The organism is Paenibacillus sp. V4I9 (assembly GCF_030817295.1).
GTDB lineage: Bacteria > Bacillota > Bacilli > Paenibacillales > NBRC-103111 > Paenibacillus_E.
Map to the genome: position 1 here is coordinate 4,432,659 of NZ_JAUSZE010000001.1, position 17,632 is coordinate 4,450,290.

Annotated in this window: 19 protein-coding genes; all 19 read right to left on the reverse strand. The window is 45.3% G+C overall.

What is annotated here, in order from left to right; all coding sequences use genetic code 11:
• Window positions 1-88: 88 nt before the first annotated feature.
• The 19 genes from QFZ81_RS20810 to QFZ81_RS20900 all read right to left on the reverse strand — a co-directional run bounded on the left by QFZ81_RS20810 (window position 89) and on the right by QFZ81_RS20900 (window position 17,625).
• Window positions 89-1,177 carry a prephenate dehydrogenase gene (locus tag QFZ81_RS20810; RefSeq protein ID WP_307441793.1) on the reverse strand — a complete coding sequence of 363 codons (1,089 nt, stop codon included), beginning with the start codon at window positions 1,175-1,177 and terminating at the stop codon, window positions 89-91.
• 23 nt (window positions 1,178-1,200) lie between these two features.
• Complete coding sequence (hisC, locus tag QFZ81_RS20815; RefSeq protein WP_307604560.1) at window positions 1,201-2,301, reverse strand: histidinol-phosphate transaminase; 1,101 nt, start codon at window positions 2,299-2,301, stop codon at window positions 1,201-1,203.
• Window positions 2,302-2,318: 17 nt separating this feature from the next.
• Window positions 2,319-3,134: a tryptophan synthase subunit alpha gene (trpA, locus tag QFZ81_RS20820; protein WP_307604562.1), complete on the reverse strand. Its 816-nt coding sequence runs from the start codon at window positions 3,132-3,134 to the stop codon at window positions 2,319-2,321.
• Window positions 3,135-3,137: 3 nt separating this feature from the next.
• Complete coding sequence (trpB, locus tag QFZ81_RS20825; protein WP_307441788.1) at window positions 3,138-4,334, reverse strand: tryptophan synthase subunit beta; 1,197 nt, start codon at window positions 4,332-4,334, stop codon at window positions 3,138-3,140.
• Window positions 4,331-5,029, reverse strand: a complete 699-nt coding sequence (locus tag QFZ81_RS20830; RefSeq protein ID WP_307441787.1) for a phosphoribosylanthranilate isomerase — start codon at window positions 5,027-5,029, stop codon at window positions 4,331-4,333. The genes trpB and QFZ81_RS20830 overlap by 4 nt, the downstream gene beginning before the upstream one ends.
• A 24-nt stretch (window positions 5,030-5,053) precedes the next feature.
• Window positions 5,054-5,851: an indole-3-glycerol phosphate synthase TrpC gene (gene trpC / locus QFZ81_RS20835; RefSeq protein WP_307441786.1), complete on the reverse strand. Its 798-nt coding sequence runs from the start codon at window positions 5,849-5,851 to the stop codon at window positions 5,054-5,056.
• A complete protein-coding gene (gene trpD / locus QFZ81_RS20840; protein WP_307441785.1) occupies window positions 5,841-6,881 on the reverse strand; it encodes an anthranilate phosphoribosyltransferase in 1,041 nt (346 codons plus the stop codon). Before trpD ends, trpC begins: the two co-directional genes overlap by 11 nt.
• 26 nt (window positions 6,882-6,907) lie before the next feature.
• Window positions 6,908-8,455, reverse strand: a complete 1,548-nt coding sequence (gene trpE, locus QFZ81_RS20845) for an anthranilate synthase component I (RefSeq protein WP_307441784.1) — start codon at window positions 8,453-8,455, stop codon at window positions 6,908-6,910.
• Window positions 8,456-8,744: 289 nt separating this feature from the next.
• Window positions 8,745-9,131 carry a chorismate mutase gene (gene aroH / locus QFZ81_RS20850; RefSeq protein ID WP_307441783.1) on the reverse strand — a complete coding sequence of 129 codons (387 nt, stop codon included), beginning with the start codon at window positions 9,129-9,131 and terminating at the stop codon, window positions 8,745-8,747.
• Between the two features lie 3 nt (window positions 9,132-9,134).
• Window positions 9,135-10,229, reverse strand: coding sequence for a 3-dehydroquinate synthase (gene aroB / locus QFZ81_RS20855; RefSeq protein ID WP_307441782.1), 1,095 nt, complete (start codon window positions 10,227-10,229; stop codon window positions 9,135-9,137).
• Between the two features lies 1 nt (window position 10,230).
• Window positions 10,231-11,394 (reverse strand): chorismate synthase, encoded by a 1,164-nt coding sequence (gene aroC, locus QFZ81_RS20860; protein WP_307441780.1) that lies wholly within the window; start codon window positions 11,392-11,394, stop codon window positions 10,231-10,233.
• A 309-nt stretch (window positions 11,395-11,703) separates the two neighbouring features.
• Window positions 11,704-11,868 (reverse strand): hypothetical protein, encoded by a 165-nt coding sequence (locus QFZ81_RS20865; RefSeq protein WP_164826741.1) that lies wholly within the window; start codon window positions 11,866-11,868, stop codon window positions 11,704-11,706.
• 131 nt (window positions 11,869-11,999) lie between these two features.
• Window positions 12,000-12,782 (reverse strand): CheR family methyltransferase, encoded by a 783-nt coding sequence (locus QFZ81_RS20870; RefSeq protein ID WP_307441779.1) that lies wholly within the window; start codon window positions 12,780-12,782, stop codon window positions 12,000-12,002.
• Between the two features lie 217 nt (window positions 12,783-12,999).
• Complete coding sequence (gene ndk, locus QFZ81_RS20875) at window positions 13,000-13,443, reverse strand: nucleoside-diphosphate kinase (RefSeq protein WP_307604564.1); 444 nt, start codon at window positions 13,441-13,443, stop codon at window positions 13,000-13,002.
• Between the two features lie 123 nt (window positions 13,444-13,566).
• Entirely contained in the window at window positions 13,567-14,544 is a 978-nt protein-coding gene (locus QFZ81_RS20880) for a polyprenyl synthetase family protein (protein ID WP_307441775.1), read from the reverse strand.
• Window positions 14,541-15,404 carry a menaquinone biosynthetic enzyme MqnA/MqnD family protein gene (locus QFZ81_RS20885; RefSeq protein ID WP_307604566.1) on the reverse strand — a complete coding sequence of 288 codons (864 nt, stop codon included), beginning with the start codon at window positions 15,402-15,404 and terminating at the stop codon, window positions 14,541-14,543. Before QFZ81_RS20885 ends, QFZ81_RS20880 begins: the two co-directional genes overlap by 4 nt.
• Window positions 15,385-15,996, reverse strand: coding sequence for a UbiX family flavin prenyltransferase (locus QFZ81_RS20890; protein ID WP_307604568.1), 612 nt, complete (start codon window positions 15,994-15,996; stop codon window positions 15,385-15,387). The genes QFZ81_RS20885 and QFZ81_RS20890 overlap by 20 nt, the downstream gene beginning before the upstream one ends.
• On the reverse strand, window positions 15,993-16,868 hold the full coding sequence (locus QFZ81_RS20895; protein ID WP_047674183.1) for a UbiA-like polyprenyltransferase: 876 nt from the start codon (window positions 16,866-16,868) through the stop codon (window positions 15,993-15,995). Before QFZ81_RS20895 ends, QFZ81_RS20890 begins: the two co-directional genes overlap by 4 nt.
• A 7-nt stretch (window positions 16,869-16,875) precedes the next feature.
• Complete coding sequence (locus QFZ81_RS20900; RefSeq protein WP_307449639.1) at window positions 16,876-17,625, reverse strand: demethylmenaquinone methyltransferase; 750 nt, start codon at window positions 17,623-17,625, stop codon at window positions 16,876-16,878.
• Window positions 17,626-17,632 lie beyond the last annotated feature (7 nt).

Genomic DNA, 17,632 nt, shown 5'->3' on the forward strand with positions numbered 1-17,632 from the left:
CAAAAATAAAATAAGCTGATCCCTTCCCTCTTTTTGAATTGTCCAAAAAAGGAAAGAAAACAGCTTATTTAACATACAATTTTGAGCGTTAAACATGCACTGCGTATGGCCCACTCAGCAGCTCAGATGCCCGATCGGCGTCTTCCTGATTTCGAAAAGAAAGACGGAGTACACCGGGAACATCTTCACGGCTTTCAATAATTTGAATGTTGCTTAAATTTATTCTAGCGTTACCAAGTAAGGTTGTAATTTGGCCAATGATACCAGGATGATCGGGAATATCAACATAAATATCGAATAAGGACGTAATCATCCCTTTTCTACGTTCAGGCAATTGACTGCGGAACTCACCAGCAACACGGAATTGTTCAGCGATCCCTTCGCCGTCACTTTGTTCCAGCAACTTAATAAAGCGCGACATTTCTAGATTCCAATCCTTGAGCAGTTTAAGCAGCACGTCTTTATTGTTAACAAGAATATCGCGCCAAATCATCGGTTCACTGGATGCGATACGTGTGATATCCCTGAAGCCGCCAGCCGCCAGATTTTGATACAGCGGATTCGTTTCGTTATAGCCTCTTACTTGATTAACCAATGCAACCGCGATAATATGCGGTAAATGGCTGATCGCTCCTACGATGTCATCATGTTCACGGGCGCCTACTTGAACAATTTGAGCCTTCGTTTTCTTGAGCAGCTCCGTTAGACGATCAACCTCAGCTTGCGGTGTACCCTCTGCCGGTGTCAGGACATAGAACGCATTTTCAAAAAGGTGCGAGGAAGCTGCCTCCACCCCATGACGTTCGGAGCCAGCCATTGGATGTCCGCCGATAAAATAGACGTTTTCCTTGACAAAAGATGCTGCACTTTCCGTGATTGAAGCTTTGGTACTACCGACATCTGTGATGATGCAACCGTCTTTTAGAGGGAGCTGCACTAGCTGCTGGACATACTCCTCTAACATACCAACTGGCACGCATAGAAAAATGTAGTCCGCTCCTTCTACCGCTTCAGCCATGCTAGTTGTAGCCCCATCGACAACATTCCGTTTTAGAAGCTTTTCAACTGACTTCGGATTCGGTGAGTGACCAACGACTGTAAATCCAGGTTTTCCTTTATAGCATAAGGCGAGTGATCCACCGATCAGCCCTACACCGAATATCGCAATTTTCGTCATGAAATCAACCTTTATGATTTAAATTAGGCCTTAACAGCAACCTCAGCAAGCACTTGTGTTAGAGCGGCAATGAATTTCTCATTCTGTTCGCGCGAGCCAATTGTAACCCGAAGCGACGTTGGAAAGCCCAACATATGACCTCCACGAATGATGATGCCTCTGCGAAGCAAACCATTAAATACATCTGCTGCTGGCCGGCCAACATTCACCATGATGAAGTTACCGTGTGCTGGAAATGCCTGCAGATCCATCTTGTCAAACTCATCTGTTAAGTATTGTAAGCCAGCCGTGTTCGCTTCTCGGCAGCTTTGGATAAAATCTTGATCTTTAATTGCGGCAAGCGCAGCGGCTTGAGCAAATCTGGTTGTGTTAAAAGGTTCCCGCACTTGATTAATCGATCGAATAACATCAGGATGTCCGATCCCGTAACCAATTCGCAGGGAAGCCAATCCATAAATTTTTGAGAAAGTACGCAACGCTATGACATTGCGGTATTGACCAATTAGTTCTATGCTATCCGGGAATTCCCCCGTTGTATTGTACTCGCAGTAAGCTTCATCAAGAACGACTAACACATGATCTGGAACTTTGGCCAAGAACGCCTTAATCTCCGCGTCGGTATTCATCGTTCCTGTCGGATTGTTCGGGTTACAAATCCAAACGATTTTCGTACGTTCCGTAATCGCAGCAAGCATGCCATCCAGATCATGTGTTCCATCTTTCAAAGGAACTTCAATGGACACAGCGCCTTCGATTTCACAGTTATGCTTGTACTGAGGGAACGTGTGTGAAGCCATGACGGATTCGTCGCCTGGAACAAGGAAAGCCCGCGCGAGCATCAGAATAACTTCATCAGATCCTGCGCCAAAAATAAGCTGATTCATTGCCACACCAAGGGATTCAGCAACAGCTTCTGTCAATTGCACAGCTCCCCCATCAGGATACAAGCTGATGTTGGATAATTCCGCTTCAATTGCTGCTTTTACTTTGGGCGAGGAGCCGAAAGGGTTCTCGTTAGATGCCAGTTTAATAACTTCTGTCAAACCTAGCTCACGTTTCACTTCTTCAATAGGTTTACCTGGTTGATAGACAGGTAAATGTACAATCGTTTGTTTCGGTTTCATGATAGTCACCTCGTCAATTATATGTCCGAACGTTTTAATTGTCCCACAAAGTTACGAATTTGCAAGAGTCCTTCCGGGTGTGCAGCATTGGCCTCAAGTTGAGGCAGTACGTTCTCAATCGTTCGTACTATGGCACTTCCTACAACGACTCCGTCACAAAGCTTCTCAAAGCGCTTAACTTGCTCGCGATTCGAAATACCGAAGCCGACGACAATCGGAACACTTGCAGCTTCCCGTACGGTTGCAAGGAAATCCTCAATGCCTCCGAAGAATTCGGCGCGCTCGCCTGTTACACCTAATGATGATACACAGTAGACGAATCCGCGAGCTCCAGCTGCAATTCGCTTTACGCGTTCATTGGATGTTGGCGCAACCAACGGAATAAGATGAATCCCATTGGCTTCAGCAACCGCTCTTGTCTCACTATCTTCTTCCAACGGAAGATCAGGAATAATAATGCCGCTGATTTCATTCTCCTGCATCGCTTTGAAAATGCGCTCCAGTCCAATTTGTAAAACTGGATTATAATACGTAAAAAGAATGAATGGCAGCTTAGAACCTCTGCTTCTAGCCTGACGAGCTACATCCATCACATCAAAGATTGAAATTTTGCGCTGTAATGCACGTTCAGAGGAACGTTGAATAACAGGACCATCAGCTAAAGGATCGGAATAAGGAACACCTAGTTCAATCAAGTCGGCACCTGCGCGTTCCATTTCCAGGATAAGCTCAAGGGATGCTTCAAGGGAAGGATCTCCTATGGTCAAGAAAGGAATCATCGCTGTTTCTCCGCGCTCTTTGAGCTCGGCAAATCGACTATCAATACGGTTCATTGCTTATTCCCTCCCCAAGCCGAGATAGCTCATAATGGATTCAACATCTTTATCGCCACGTCCAGAAAGACTTACGATAATAATTTCATCCTTGGACATGGTAGGAGCTACTTTAACCGTTTGAGCAATGGCATGTGCACTCTCTAAGGCTGGAATTATTCCTTCCGTGCGGCTAAGCAGCTGAAGTGCATCTAGTGCTTCCTGATCCGTGATCGGATAATATGTTGCTCGTTCAATATCTTTGAGGTAGGAATGCTCCGGACCTATACCAGGGTAATCCAAGCCTGCTGAAATGGAATGGGCCGGCAGTACTTGACCATACTCATCCTGCAGCAAATAGCTAAGTGAACCTTGGAAAACACCTGGAGTTCCCTTGGTCATTGTAGCTGCATGTTCCTCGGTATGAATACCGCGGCCAGCCGCTTCCACGCCAATGAGCTTCACGGATTCATCTTGGACGAACGGGTAGAAAATACCCATGGCGTTACTGCCTCCGCCTACGCAAGCAATTACAGCATCAGGTAATCGGCCTTCGGTTTCAAGGATTTGCTCACGTGACTCATCGCCAATGACACGTTGGAAATCACGCACCATCATGGGGTAAGGATGCGGTCCTGTAACGGAACCTAGGATATAATAAGTATCCTGAACGTTGCTAACCCAGTAACGAAGCGTTTCATTACAAGCATCTTTCAATGTGCGTGTACCAGACGTAACAGGAATGACATCAGATCCAAGCAATTTCATGCGGAAAACATTTAACTGCTGACGCTTTGTGTCTTCCTCGCCCATGAATACTTTACACTCAAATCCCATTAACGCAGCTACCGTTGCTGATGCAACACCATGCTGTCCAGCTCCAGTTTCCGCAATAATCTTCTTCTTCCCCATTCGTTTCGCGAGAACCGCTTGTCCAATGGTGTTATTAATTTTGTGAGCACCCGTATGGTTCAAATCCTCACGTTTCAAATAAATTTTAGCTCCGCCCAAAAGCTCAGAAAGTCGCTCTGCATAATAAAGCGGTGTTGGCCTGCCGGAATATTGCTTTTGTAAGTAGCGCACCTCGGCAATAAATTCAGGATCATCTTTATATTTTTCATAAGCTTCTTCAAGCTCAATCAAAGCATTCATCAACGTCTCAGGAACATAACGGCCGCCGAACTTGCCGAATCTGCCATGCTGGTCAGGTACTTGCGTCACTTTCGAGTCACCCTTTCCACAAATGCTGTAATTTTGGTTATATCTTTTACGCCATCGGTCTCAACGCCGCTGGAAACATCTACGCCATCGGGGTAATAGGCTGTTACTAGTTGATCAACATTATCAGGTTGAAGCCCGCCTGCTACAAGCAGCGCCACTCCTGCTGAACGCGCCCACTCCTGGTAAACAGGAATGCAGTCCCAAGCAAAGGTTTTGCCTGATCCTCCCCCGTATACAGGGTCGAAGGTATCCAGCAAAACGGCATCGACCGTCCCTATATAAGGGTCAAGCTGCGCGGCTACATCCTCCAAATTGGGGATTTTATTTTCTGTTTTGGAAATCGAAACGGATTTGAACACTTTTACCTGAAAATGTTCACGAACCCATCGGCAAAAATCAGGTGTTTCCTGACTATGTAACTGTATGACATCAAGTGGAGCCACCGCTAGAATATCGGTTAACTGTTCCTTGCTCGGATTAACGAATACCCCTACAGTTAATGGGACAGATACCCCTTTAGCCTCTTCTGCTTTCAAAAAGGAAATCAGTTCTCCGGCCTTCTCTGCCGTAACTTGCCGCTTGCTCGGTGCAAATACAAAACCGATATGTGCTATCGGCAAATGCACGATTGATTTTAACACTTCAACGCTTTGAAGTCCACAAATTTTTACCGTTGGAACCGTCCCCACAGCCATCAAATTCGCCTCTTTCTCCTTCAACTACTTCGTTGTCTGAACCCTCGTCCCCATCAGATCATGAACAGCCTGCTCAACAATAGGTTGTCGCATGAAATGCTCGCCGATTAAAACAGCTTGAGCACCAACTTGCTGTAAATAAGCCATATCTTTGACAGTAGCAATGCCACTTTCACTGACGACAGTTTTCCCTGCGGGAATGAATTGAATCAGTTCCTCTGTCGTGCCTAAGTCGGTAACAAATGTTTTCAAATTCCGATTGTTGATGCCAATCAATTGAGTATCCAATTCCAGCGCACGTTCCAGCTCCTCACGATCATGAACCTCAACGAGTGCATCAAGTCCAAGATCACTTGCTAACTTGAGATACTGCTTCATTTGATCTGTCGTTAAAATGGCAGCAATCAGCAAAATAGCATCGGCGCCAATCAAGCGCGCTTCATAAATTTGCTTCGGATCAATTGTGAAATCCTTACGAAGCAATGGCACATTCACCGCCTTACGAACAGCTTTCAAGTACTCGTTACTACCTTGGAAATAGTCCACATCCGTCAGAACGGAGATACAATCTGCACCTGCTCTTTCATACGCTTCAGCTAAAAGAACCGGTTCAAAATCATCGCGAATCAACCCTTTGGACGGGGAAGCCTTCTTCACCTCGGCAATAAGACCCATCGCGCGGTTTTTCCGTGTAGTTAACGCTTGTTCAAACCCTAAGCAAGGAGGCAGGTCCGAGATTAACTTCTCCGCATCCTTGATTGAAAAGCTGCTCATCGCTTCAACCTCTGCCCGCTTGGTGGCAACAATTTTATCAAGAAACATGGCATAGTTCTCCTGTATATTGGATTAAATCGTTCAATTTTTGTTCCGCACGGCCTGAATCAATGACATCAGCCGCTAATTTCACACCCTGTTGAAGGGTTCCGACTTGCCCTGTCACATAGAAGCAGGCCGCTGTGTTTGCAAGTACGATATCGCGATAAGGCCCCTTCTCACCAGCAAAAATATGACGAATGATTTCAGCGTTTAGGATCGCATCTCCACCCGCTACATCTTTGATGCTATGTGCGCGTAAACCAAGATCATCCGGAGTAATGGTGTAAGTGCTAATGGTGTTTGATTTCAGTTCCGTTACTTTCGTAGGTGCCGAAATGCTGAATTCATCCAATCCATCCTCGCTTGCTACAACCAATGCTCGTTTCAGTCCAAGGGCTTGCAGAGCTTGCGCAATCAGCTCTGTCTTCGTGCTGTCGAATACACCAAGCACTTGACGGTCAGCGCCTGCAGGATTGGTTAACGGTCCAAGCAGGTTGAATACGGTTCTGAAGCCTAGCTCGCGCCGAGGTGCCGCCACATGCTTCATAGATTGATGGTACGCTTGGGCAAACATAAAGCAGATGCCTGTTTTCTCTAAGCATTTAGCCGCTTGTTCACCGCTTAACGTTATCTTCACGCCAAGAGCTTCAAGGACATCTGCACTTCCGCTTTTGCTCGACATCGCCCGATTGCCATGTTTCGCTACGCGAATCCCACCAGCAGATGCGACAATCGCTGCCGTTGTGGAGATATTGAACGTCTCTGCGCCATCTCCGCCAGTTCCGCAAGTATCCAGCAGATCATTCTGCAGTACGTTGACCTGAACGGCTTTGCTCCGCATCGCTTCTGCGAAGCCCGTAATCTCCTCCAGCGTCTCTCCTTTGATGCGAAGTGCTGTAAGCAGGCTGCCGATTTGAGCAGGAGTCGCCGCACCGTCCATGATTTCAGACATGACGCCGCGCGCTTCCACCCGCGACAAATGACTACCGCTAATGACTTTCCCGAGCGCTTGCTGTATATGAATAAGTCCACTCATGACTAGAGTCTCCTCTCCTTCTCTCCTTAAGAGTTAACAAAGTAATCTTTGTTAATATCGCTAACTGGTCTAGGCTCAGGACTGAACATGGCCTCTGCCATCCGAATTGATTTCAGCAAAGCTGTCGCTTTATTAACCGTCTCCTGGTATTCACTTTCAGGAACAGAATCCCATACAATACCGGCTCCGGCTTGCACATAGGCTTTGCCATTTTTAAAAATAATCGTACGGATCGTAATACAAGTGTCCAAATTACCCGAGAATCCTAGGTAACCAATCGCTCCAGCATAAGCACCGCGAGATTCTGGCTCCAGCTCAGCAATAATCTCCATAGCTCTCAGTTTCGGCGCTCCAGACACCGTCCCTGCAGGCATACAGGAAAGAAATGCATCGAAGAAATCTTTGTCTTTTGCAATTTTACCAGAAACGTTCGAAACGATATGCATGACGTGTGAATACCGTTCAATGTCCATGAATGTATCGCACTTCACAGTTCCGAATTCCGATACACGCCCGATGTCATTGCGACCTAAGTCAACCAGCATCAAATGTTCAGCGCGTTCTTTCTCATCTGCGAGCAATTCTTTTTCCAGTGCAAGATCTTCTTCTGGCGTCTTCCCTCTTGGTCTTGTACCAGCAATTGGGCGCGTCTCAACTTTTTCTTCTTCAACGCGAACTAACAGCTCCGGCGATGTGCCAACGATGACTTCATCATCCATTTTAAGCACGTACATATAGGGTGATGGATTCATCGTACGCAGTACTCGATACACTTGCAAAGGCGAAACGGTCGTTTCCATTTCAAAACGCTGCGACAACACAACTTGGAAAATATCACCAGCTCGGATATATTCCTTCGCTTTATTCACGTTGGCAATATACTTTTCTTTCGTAATGTTGGATCGAATATCACCGAGATCCGGTTCGGACACAATCGGATTGTGAGTCATCGTCTCTGAGCCAAGCGGACGCTTGATCTTCTCAATTGTGGCGTCGATTTTCTCACAAGTCGCATGATACGCTTTTACAATGTCAGCATCCGTAGCAAAAGGCTGTACATGCACATTGGCGATCACTTTGATCTGCTGTTTGAAATGATCGAAAACAATGACTTGATCGCAGAACATGAATTGAATGTCATTCATTTGTAAATCATCAATTTGATGAGCTGGGAGATTCTCATAGTACTGAAGCAAATCGTATCCGAAGAATCCGACAGCACCACCTGTAAAACGCGGCAAGTCCGCAAGCTGAGGACTGGAGTAGGATCTCAGATAGGCTTTCAACACTTCGATTGGTTTCTCGTCCAAAACCTTATTCTCGGATTGTGTTTCTACCATGGTTTTCCCATGCTTCGCTTTAATCATCAAGAAAGGATCGCTGCCGATAAAGGAATAACGGGCCCATTTCACGCCGCCCTCAACACTTTCTAAGAGGAACGCACGCGGTTCTTGGTAAAGATGTTGAAATACACGTATTGGGGTTTCAGTATCTGCTAACAAATGACGCACGACAGGAATGAGATTATAATCTTTAGCCAAACGAATAACTTCTTGAATTTCAGGTGTATACATGGAAACATCCCCTCTCAGCTTGTGCGACTCGTCGATCTCAGTGGTGCACAAAACTCTATTCGAATGACAAAAAAACCTCTACCGAAGTAGAGGTTGACTTTAGTTAAAGTAGAAGTTCAAGAAGATATGATAAAAGAAGCCATGGCTACGTATGAACAAACAGACGCCCTCGAATAGAGTCGTACTTATCTTCATACAAACCTATGTTACCTTTTCTCATCTCAACTGGGCTAAGCTCTACTCGACTAAATGCTTCTCTACTTACCTAAACTCATCTACTCACACTATACTACCGTGTTGCTTCATTTGTCAATTTAACAATATCAGGTCGAAGCGCTTTAGCTTCCTTCAAGTAAATATGGTTGATCTCTGCTTGGCTTTTGTTTGTGTTGACCTGCACCATTAATCGGATACATTTGGGCAATGAGTTCTCAACCGGAACTTCTAGAGAACACATTAATGGAACTAGCTCCCAACCGACTAACGTACGAATTGCACGTGCCGGGAATGTAGCGGTAATATCCTCTGTGACCGTAATGAATACCGAACAAATATCTTCCGGACGAAAATCATTCGCCTCTACGATGGCACGAAGCAATTCACTGGTAGCAGTTAAAATTTCCTCTGCCTCGTTGTGTTCAACCGTCGTCGCACCACGAATTCCCCTTAAGAACATCGGTTACCTCTCCCCTTTTAAAAGCTCGACAATTTCTCTGACTTGCTCTACCTTAACATCCTTACGGATTTCTACTTTGCCGATCTCCGTCGGGATGATGTAGACCATCGTACCTTCTTTGAATTTCTTATCGTGCATCATCGCACCCAAGATGCTGTCCGTATCCAAATGTGGTGGAATGCTGATAGGCAATCCGTATTTCTCGAACAGACCCTTCGTCACCGTATGGATGTCCTCGGCATAACCGAACTGCTGAGCTAACTTAGCAGCCCCCACCATGCCAATTGCAATCGCTTCACCATGCAGCAGTTCGCCATAACCGGCAACTGCTTCCAAGGCGTGACCAATCGTATGGCCGAGATTCAAGATGGCACGTAAATCATTCTCGCGCTCATCTTGAGAGACAACGATAGACTTGACTTTACAACCTATGTAAAGCGCGTAACTGAGCGCTTCCGGATCTAAGGCAAGCAGCTTCTCCGCATTGTCGTCGCACCACTTCGTGAATGCAGCGTCCCAGATCAAGCCATGCTTGATCACTTCCGAGAGGCCCGCCTTCACCTGGCGGGGCGGCAGCGTTAGAAGCAAATCGATGTCGAAGAGAACGAGCTCGGGCTGGTGGAACGCCCCGATGATGTTCTTCGCCATCGGATGGTTAACCGCGACCTTGCCCCCGACGGAACTGTCGTGGGCAAGGATCGTTGTCGGGATCTGCACGAAGCGGATCCCGCGCATGAAGCTCGCCGCAGCGAAGCCGGCGAGGTCGCCGACCACGCCTCCTCCAAGGGCGACGATCGCAGAACTGCGATCGAGGCCCGCCTGGAGGGCGGCGGTGACAATTCCCTCGAGCTGCGCGAGGGATTTGGAGGTTTCGCCTGCGGGCACGACGCAGGCCGTGGCGGCGAAGCCGCCATCACGGAGCAGCGTCATGACGCGCTCCAGATGCAGCGAAGCCACCGCATCATCGGTGACTACGAGTAGTGGCGACTTGCGGCTAAGCTTCGCCCGGTCAAACAGAGCCGTGATATCGTTAAGAATGCCTTGGCCGATATAAATAGGATAAGACCGTTCTCCAAGATCTACGGTGAGCTCTCTCATATTAGTAGCTCTCCACTTGGGCTAAGAAGTTGGTTAAGTTCGCACGAATTTCCTCAATCGAGTCGCCGCCGAATTTATCCAAGAAAGCATTCGCTACTTCCCAAGCAATAACATTCTCCATAATCACGCCTGCAGCCGGAACCGCACAAGTGTCAGAACGCTCAACTTGAGCCGTGAATACTTCCTTCGTATCAATATCAACGCTTTGCAGCGGCTTGTAGAGAGTCGAGATTGGTTTCATTACACCGCGCACGATAATTTGCTCGCCCGTTGTCATACCACCCTCAAAGCCACCAGCGCGATTCGTTCTGCGACTAAAGCCATCTTCTTTTGTGTATAAGATCTCATCATGAACATTGGAGCCTCTACGCTCTGCAGCCTCGAAGCCGATTCCGAATTCAACACCTTTGAAGGCTTGAATGGAAAGAACCGCTTGCGCAATTTTACCATCCAGCTTACGATCCCATTGTACATGGCTGCCAAGTCCTACAGGAACGCCTTCAATGATAACTTCAACGATCCCACCTAGTGTATCTCCATCTTCCTTGGCTGCGTCGATCGCGGCGATCATTTGAGCTTCAGCCTCTTTATCAACCACACGTACCGGTGAATCTTCCGTGATTCGAATAAGCTCATCCAGTGGAAGTTCTTGACGCTTTGCTTCTACATCACCGATTCGGATAACTTGTCCTGCCACTTTAATGCCGAACTCAGCCAACAATTGGCGCGCTACAGCTCCTGTAGCTACACGCATCGTCGTTTCACGCGCACTTGAACGCTCTAGAATGTTACGTAAATCTTTTTGATTATATTTGAGGCCACCGTTTAAATCCGCATGTCCCGGACGAGGACGGTTTACACGACGTTTGCCTTCATTATCCTCTTCTACCGGCTCAATCCCCATTACCGTTGTCCAATGCTTCCAGTCGTTATTAACAACAACAAGCGCGATTGGAGCTCCTGTTGTTTTACCGTGGCGCACTCCGCCTGCAATGGTTGCTGTATCTTTCTCAATCTGCATCCGACGACCGCGACCATAGCCTTTTTGACGTCTATGCAATTGGAAGTTCAAATCTTCAAAGTTGAGAGTTACATTACTTGGAAACCCTTCAATAATCGCAGTGAGCTGCGGGCCGTGCGTTTCACCTGCTGTTAAATATCTCACAATCTGTTACCCCCTATGAGTTTTGCGAAGCATCACTAGCTTCGTAAGCATACACTTTTGAGTATTACGAAATCATACTAACTTCGTAAGTATTAACTATAAAGATTTGCGTAGCAATACTAACTTCATAAGCATCCGCTTTTGAGTAGTTGCTTTCTTAAACACTTTAGCGCTTTGACGCGCGATTATCTTTTGTCATTATAGTATAGCTACTCGGGTTTGGCAACAGCACAAACGCAAAAACACGCTTCGCACGTAAGGGAGAATCCCCTTTGTGAGAGCGTGTCTACATCTAGTCAGGAGCAAAGATTACCCGTGCATAGGCTGCTTTTGGACAACTCTTGGGAGTTCGGAGAGCTGTGGATCATTCATGAGACCCACGATTTGTGATGAATCGACTCCCAAAATCTGCGCACATTCCTGAATGGAGATCATTCCCCTGCGATAAGCGGTAATCACTTTGCGTTTGTCCATAATTGCCTCCTAAGAGTTATTGCCTTAGCAATAACTTGCATCGTAAGCGTTACTGAGATTTCCGTAGCGTGAAAACTAGATTATAAGCATAAGTTTCTGCTACATCTTAGTATTGGAATATATGGAAGATCTTATACACCCTTTTTGCGATAAAAGAAAGTATCAGCCGGTTCTAGCTCATACTGCCCTGGGGAGAAAATTTGCTCTGTAGAACCAACAAACAATAATCCACCTGGTTTCAATGCTTTTGAAAATTTTTGGTACAGGACATGCTTTGCTTCTTCCGTAAAATAAATGATCACATTGCGGCAAACGATGAGATCATAGCCGGTATCAAATGTATCAACAAGCAGGTTTTGCTTTTGAAATTTAATGGATTTTTTCAGATCGTCCGTAATATGATACATCAATTGTTCTTGTCGGAAATATTTCTTCGCATACTTTTCAGGCACATCTCGCAATGAACGATCGAGGTAGATCGCTTTGCGTGCTTTTTCCAAGGCGCCATCATCAATATCCGTCGCATGTAAATGAGCTTCATTAAGTGCTCCCTGTTCTGCCAAAATCATCGCTAGTGTATAAGGCTCTTCCCCCGTAGAACAAGCCGCACTCCATACTTTCAAGCGTCGGTTCTTCTTCAACATCTCGGGTACAAATTTCTGCTCAACAAGCTCCCAACGATTCGGATTCCTCCAAAACTCAGAGACATTAATCGTCATACGATCCAAAAATTCATAGAATAGCTCTTTATCCTTCATCATCGCATCAAAAAAAGCGACGAACGTATTATAACCACGCTTCATCCGTAGAGTTGTTAGACGTCTTTTCATTTGCGCTTCTTTATAAAGAGCAAGATCAATGGACGTGTGTTCTTTTACTTTTTTTATAAATAACAAAAAATCTTGATCTTCCATGCTGTCCACCCACCTTGGTCAATTTCTGTTGATAAGAAAGTATACGTTTTATACTTTTGCTTCGCATCAACCTTGACAAACGCGCTCGTCCCTAGGGACGACGAAGTCGTTTATCCTGGAGTAACATACATTCTGTAAGCAAATACCAAAATCCTTTATAATACGACAAAAAAAGAACCCGCATCCGTTTAGATGTCAGGTTCTTTGTTTTTTTGAACTAGATCCATTGCTGAATGACTTTATTATATTCAAAAAGCTCGTCCGATTTAAAGAAATTGCTAATTTCGCGCTCAGCGCTTTCAGGTGAATCCGAACCATGAATGAGATTTAAATGCGTATGAACGGCAAAGTCACCACGTATTGTTCCCGGAGATGCTTCAAGAGAATTCGTTTTCCCAATCATCGTTCGGGATAATGGAATGACTTGATCCCCTTGCCATACCATCGCGAATACAGGTCCAGACGTAATAAACGTTACAAGTCTTTCGAAAAAATCTTTACCTTTATGCTCCGCATAGTGAAGTTCGGCTTGCTCCCTTGAAATAACAGTTAGCTTGCTGCCGATTAATTGAAAGCCCTTCTGTTCAAAGCGTTTTACGATTTCGCCTACAAGGCCGCGTTGTACGCCATCCGGTTTAACCATCAAGAATGTTTTTTCCATGTAAGGACTCCTCCTTATAGTTTCCGTAAGAAAACTTGTGCATAAACTTACTTAGGTTCAATCTATGTATTCTCCACTAGTTTACACTTTTTGGCAGCTTTTCTCAAATCGAAGAACAATACATTAATAAGAACGATTTCCGATAAAATGTGCAATTTCAATGAGATCTTTCTTGGCTTGAACATTTGGCAGCTTGTCCAGAGAAGCTATTGCCTTATCAAGATACTTCTGAGAAAGTACCTCAGCTTTATCTATGCCTTCACTGCCACGGATCATATCCAAGAATCGACTTACATCCGTTTGTCCATCCAGCTTATGTATACGGTCTAATTCAGACAAAATGAGCGGCTTCAAGGATGGATCCTGCATCGCGAGCAGGACAGGTAGCGTTATGTTTCCTTGTTTGACATCGCTGCCCGGCGGTTTCCCTATTTGCTTTTCTGTACCGATTAAATCCAGAATATCATCCCGTATTTGAAACACCATACCTATGTTATAGCCAAAAGCATACAGCTTGCTGCTTACCCAGTCGGGTGCATCCGCCGCCATCGCCCCTAGTTGGCATGAAATGGCAATTAGAAGAGCCGTTTTACGTCTAATCCGTAATAGATAATCTCGAATTGTTTGCTCTGATTGGAAAAAGAAACGAATTTGTTCCATTTCTCCAATTGACATCTCTACGATGGCTTTAGACATAATTTGATGGACTGCTGGCTTATGAATTTGGGTTATGACTCCTAAAGCTTTGGCAAAAATATAATCTCCTGTGAACATAGCAATCCGATTATCCCATTTGGATCGGACCGTCAATTGTCCGCGTCTAGTGTTTGCATCGTCAATCACATCATCATGAACAAGCGATGCCATATGAATGAGCTCGAGCGGTACAGCGACGTGCTTCATCGTTTGGAGCTGATAGCTCCCAAACTCGCCAGAAAGCAGAACAAAGACGGGGCGAATCCGTTTCCCTCCCGCTTTCAGTAAGTGCATTGAAGTTTCTCGAAGCATCGCATGATCTGTATAGACGCTTTCCTCGAGCTCTTTTTCAATTGCAGCTATATCTTTTTTCTTTCTCGTATAGATTTCCATTAAATTTTTCATTCCGTCACCCGTGCGTTCTTTTTCTCTGACCATAACCCAATGCTAACCGGTTTCGGCAGGAAACCAAGCTCATAGCAGTACTTGTAATACGTAGCAAGACCTTCCCATTGTTCCGATCCAAAATCATAACATAGCGTATGAAAATAATGATGCCAAAATGGAGATGTCCCACCTACCGTACTTTGTGCCTCGCGTATCATCTCTTCCGGATTTCTGTGTGCCTTGGCTTTACTAGCCATGAAGGCCTCAAAAGCCGCTGCAACTAGTTCCGGATACTTCTGGGTTGTCTCTTTACGAATCGCCCATACGGCAAATGACATCCACTGTCCTGTCCATTTGGCCCATTCTTGCCCAAGATCTGTAATCATATACGTTTTATTGCGCCAACTCTCTTTAATCGCATCGTCTCCGATCAATAAAGCGCCGTCTGCTTTTTCCATCATCTCTTCTAAATTGGGTTTCGCATATTCATAAGTCGGATTCCCATTATAGAACTTTTGGAGAATGATTTTGAGTAAGTTCACCGACGTAGCTGAGGTTGTTGGCAACACAATATGACCATTCGCAATTTCGCGTAACGGCTTTTCATGGAACAACAGTATGGAATTCACTTCTCCATAAGCGCTAACTGAAAGATCCGGGTACAGCACGTAATTTTCAAAGGATTCTCCGTAAGCAAAGGAAGAAATGGGCCCCATATCGATGTTCCCAGCAGCCATTTCTTGATTAAGTGAGGTTGGGACTTGTTCAATAATGTCGACCTCAGAGCTATTCATAAGTTCGGGAAAGTAATAGTAGATCGGCCAAACGTTTGTATAATTAATCCGGCCAATTCGTATTTTAGGGTCTAGGTTGCTCATTGTTATCTCCCCATCTTCGGTACAAGGAATGTTCAATGTCCATGCTATCCAGCACTTTACCCACCAAAAAATCGACCATCTCATCGATTGAGCGCGGACGATTATAAAAGGCCGGCATAGCTGGAAGCATGCGCACGCCCATTCTCGACAAGGTCAACATGTTCTCCAAATGTATGGCGTGTAATGGCGTTTCCCTTGGAACCAGGATTAATTTTCTTCCTTCTTTGAGCATGACATCCGCTGTTCGCTCCAATAAATTATCAGATGAACCATGAGCGATCCCTGATAAAGTTCCCATTGAGCAAGGAATAACAACCATACCCTTGGTCCGAAAAGATCCACTGGCCACGGTTGCCCCAATATCAGCAATTGGATGATAGTCAAAGGAACCAGCGCGTCCGCCAAAATGTTCCTGCAGCATTTCTTGGCGTTTACTTACGCTCCAATCCAATTCATCATGCAGCACTCTCCAGCCTGCATCCGTAACGATTAGATGTACGCGTAAACCTTGATCCAGCAGCACTTGGCTGAGCCGCACGCCATAGATTGCACCACTAGCTCCAGTGATTCCTACTACCCAGTTACCGCTCATGAATGCTGACTCACAAGCACATCAAGTAACGTGAAAGCAAACATCACTAGGCTCAGTACACCGTTCATCGTGAAAAACGCTGTGTTCAATTTGGACAAGTCTTGCGGTGAGACAAGTCTATGTTCTTTATACAAAATAAAATAAGCGATAACGAGGCCAATTAAATAGAACCAACTCAAATGTGTGATGAAAAACAAAGTGACTAAACCAACGGCCGTAAGAACATGTAGGACACGAGCGGTATTCAAGGCAGCCTTGATCCCGAATCGGCTTGGTAAGGAATGCAGACCTTCATTCCGATCAAACTCGGCATCTTGACAAGCATAAATCAGATCGAAACCAGCGCTCCAACATACTACCGTCAAGTAAAAAATAATAGAAGACCATGTAAATTGACCGGTTACGGCAACCCAGCCCCCAAGTGGAGCTAACCCTAATGTCAAACCTAAGACAAAGTGGCAAGTCCATGTAAATCTTTTGGTGTATGAGTAAAAGACAAGAAAAAACACTGCAATTGGCAGCAGTTTCATGGATAAAGAGCTTAAATTTGAGGTTGCCCAGAAAAGCATTGCAAACGAAATAATAATATAAATAATAACCTGCTGAATGGAGATAAGCCCCGCGGGAATGGCTCGATTCTCCGTCCTTGGATTTCTTTTATCAATGGCTTTATCAATCACACGATTCAAGGCCATCGCTGCTGTTCTCGCTCCAACCATAGCTAGTGTTATCCAACCGATCTGGGCCCAGCTAGGCAGATGTCCATTTAATACGACTGAGCCTAGAATTGCTCCCATGAACGCAAAAGGCAATGCAAACACACTGTGCTCAAATTTAATCATTTCCAAAAATATTTTCAATTTAGTAAACATATGCTGACTACACTCCTGATTTCGTTTTCCCCTTGGTTCCTATATGCAATGCTGCAACCCCACCTGTTAATGGGTGCGCCTGTACATGTTCCAATCCTTGGTTCGTAAAAATAGCGGCTAACTGTTTATGATCTGGAAAATGGATTAATGATTCCGGCAGCCACTTGTACTGCTCGTACTTCTTTACTATTAGCTTGCCCAAAAAAGGTAGTACACGCTGAAAATAAAAATAATAAATGGACTTGAATGGCTGCCAAGTTGGCTTAGAGAGCTCTAAAGACACAACTAGCCCTCCTGGCTTAACGACACGCTGCATTTCACGGATGACCTGCTCCAAATCAGGAACATTACGAAGAGCAAATCCGATCGTTGCATAATCAAAAGTATTGTCGTCAAACGGAAGACTCATCGCATTACCTTGAATTAGCTCAATCTGCTGATCCAAGTGAAGCTGCTTGATTTTCACTGCACCGTAATCCAGCATGTTTTGGCTAAAATCCAGCCCAACCATCTTTCCGCTTCCACTCGCCTGAGCAAGACTGATCGTCCAGTCACATGTGCCACAGCACAGATCAATAGCTGTCTCTCCAGGCTGCACATTCATCTTCTTCATTGTGAATTTACGCCATGCTTTATGCCTACGGAAGCTTAGGATACTGTTCATAAGGTCATATTTGGGTGCAATACTTTCAAAGACAGAGTGAACGAATTCTTCTTTGGTTTTGGTTGTATTCGTTTTGCTATTTGTTTTTGTCATATTCATC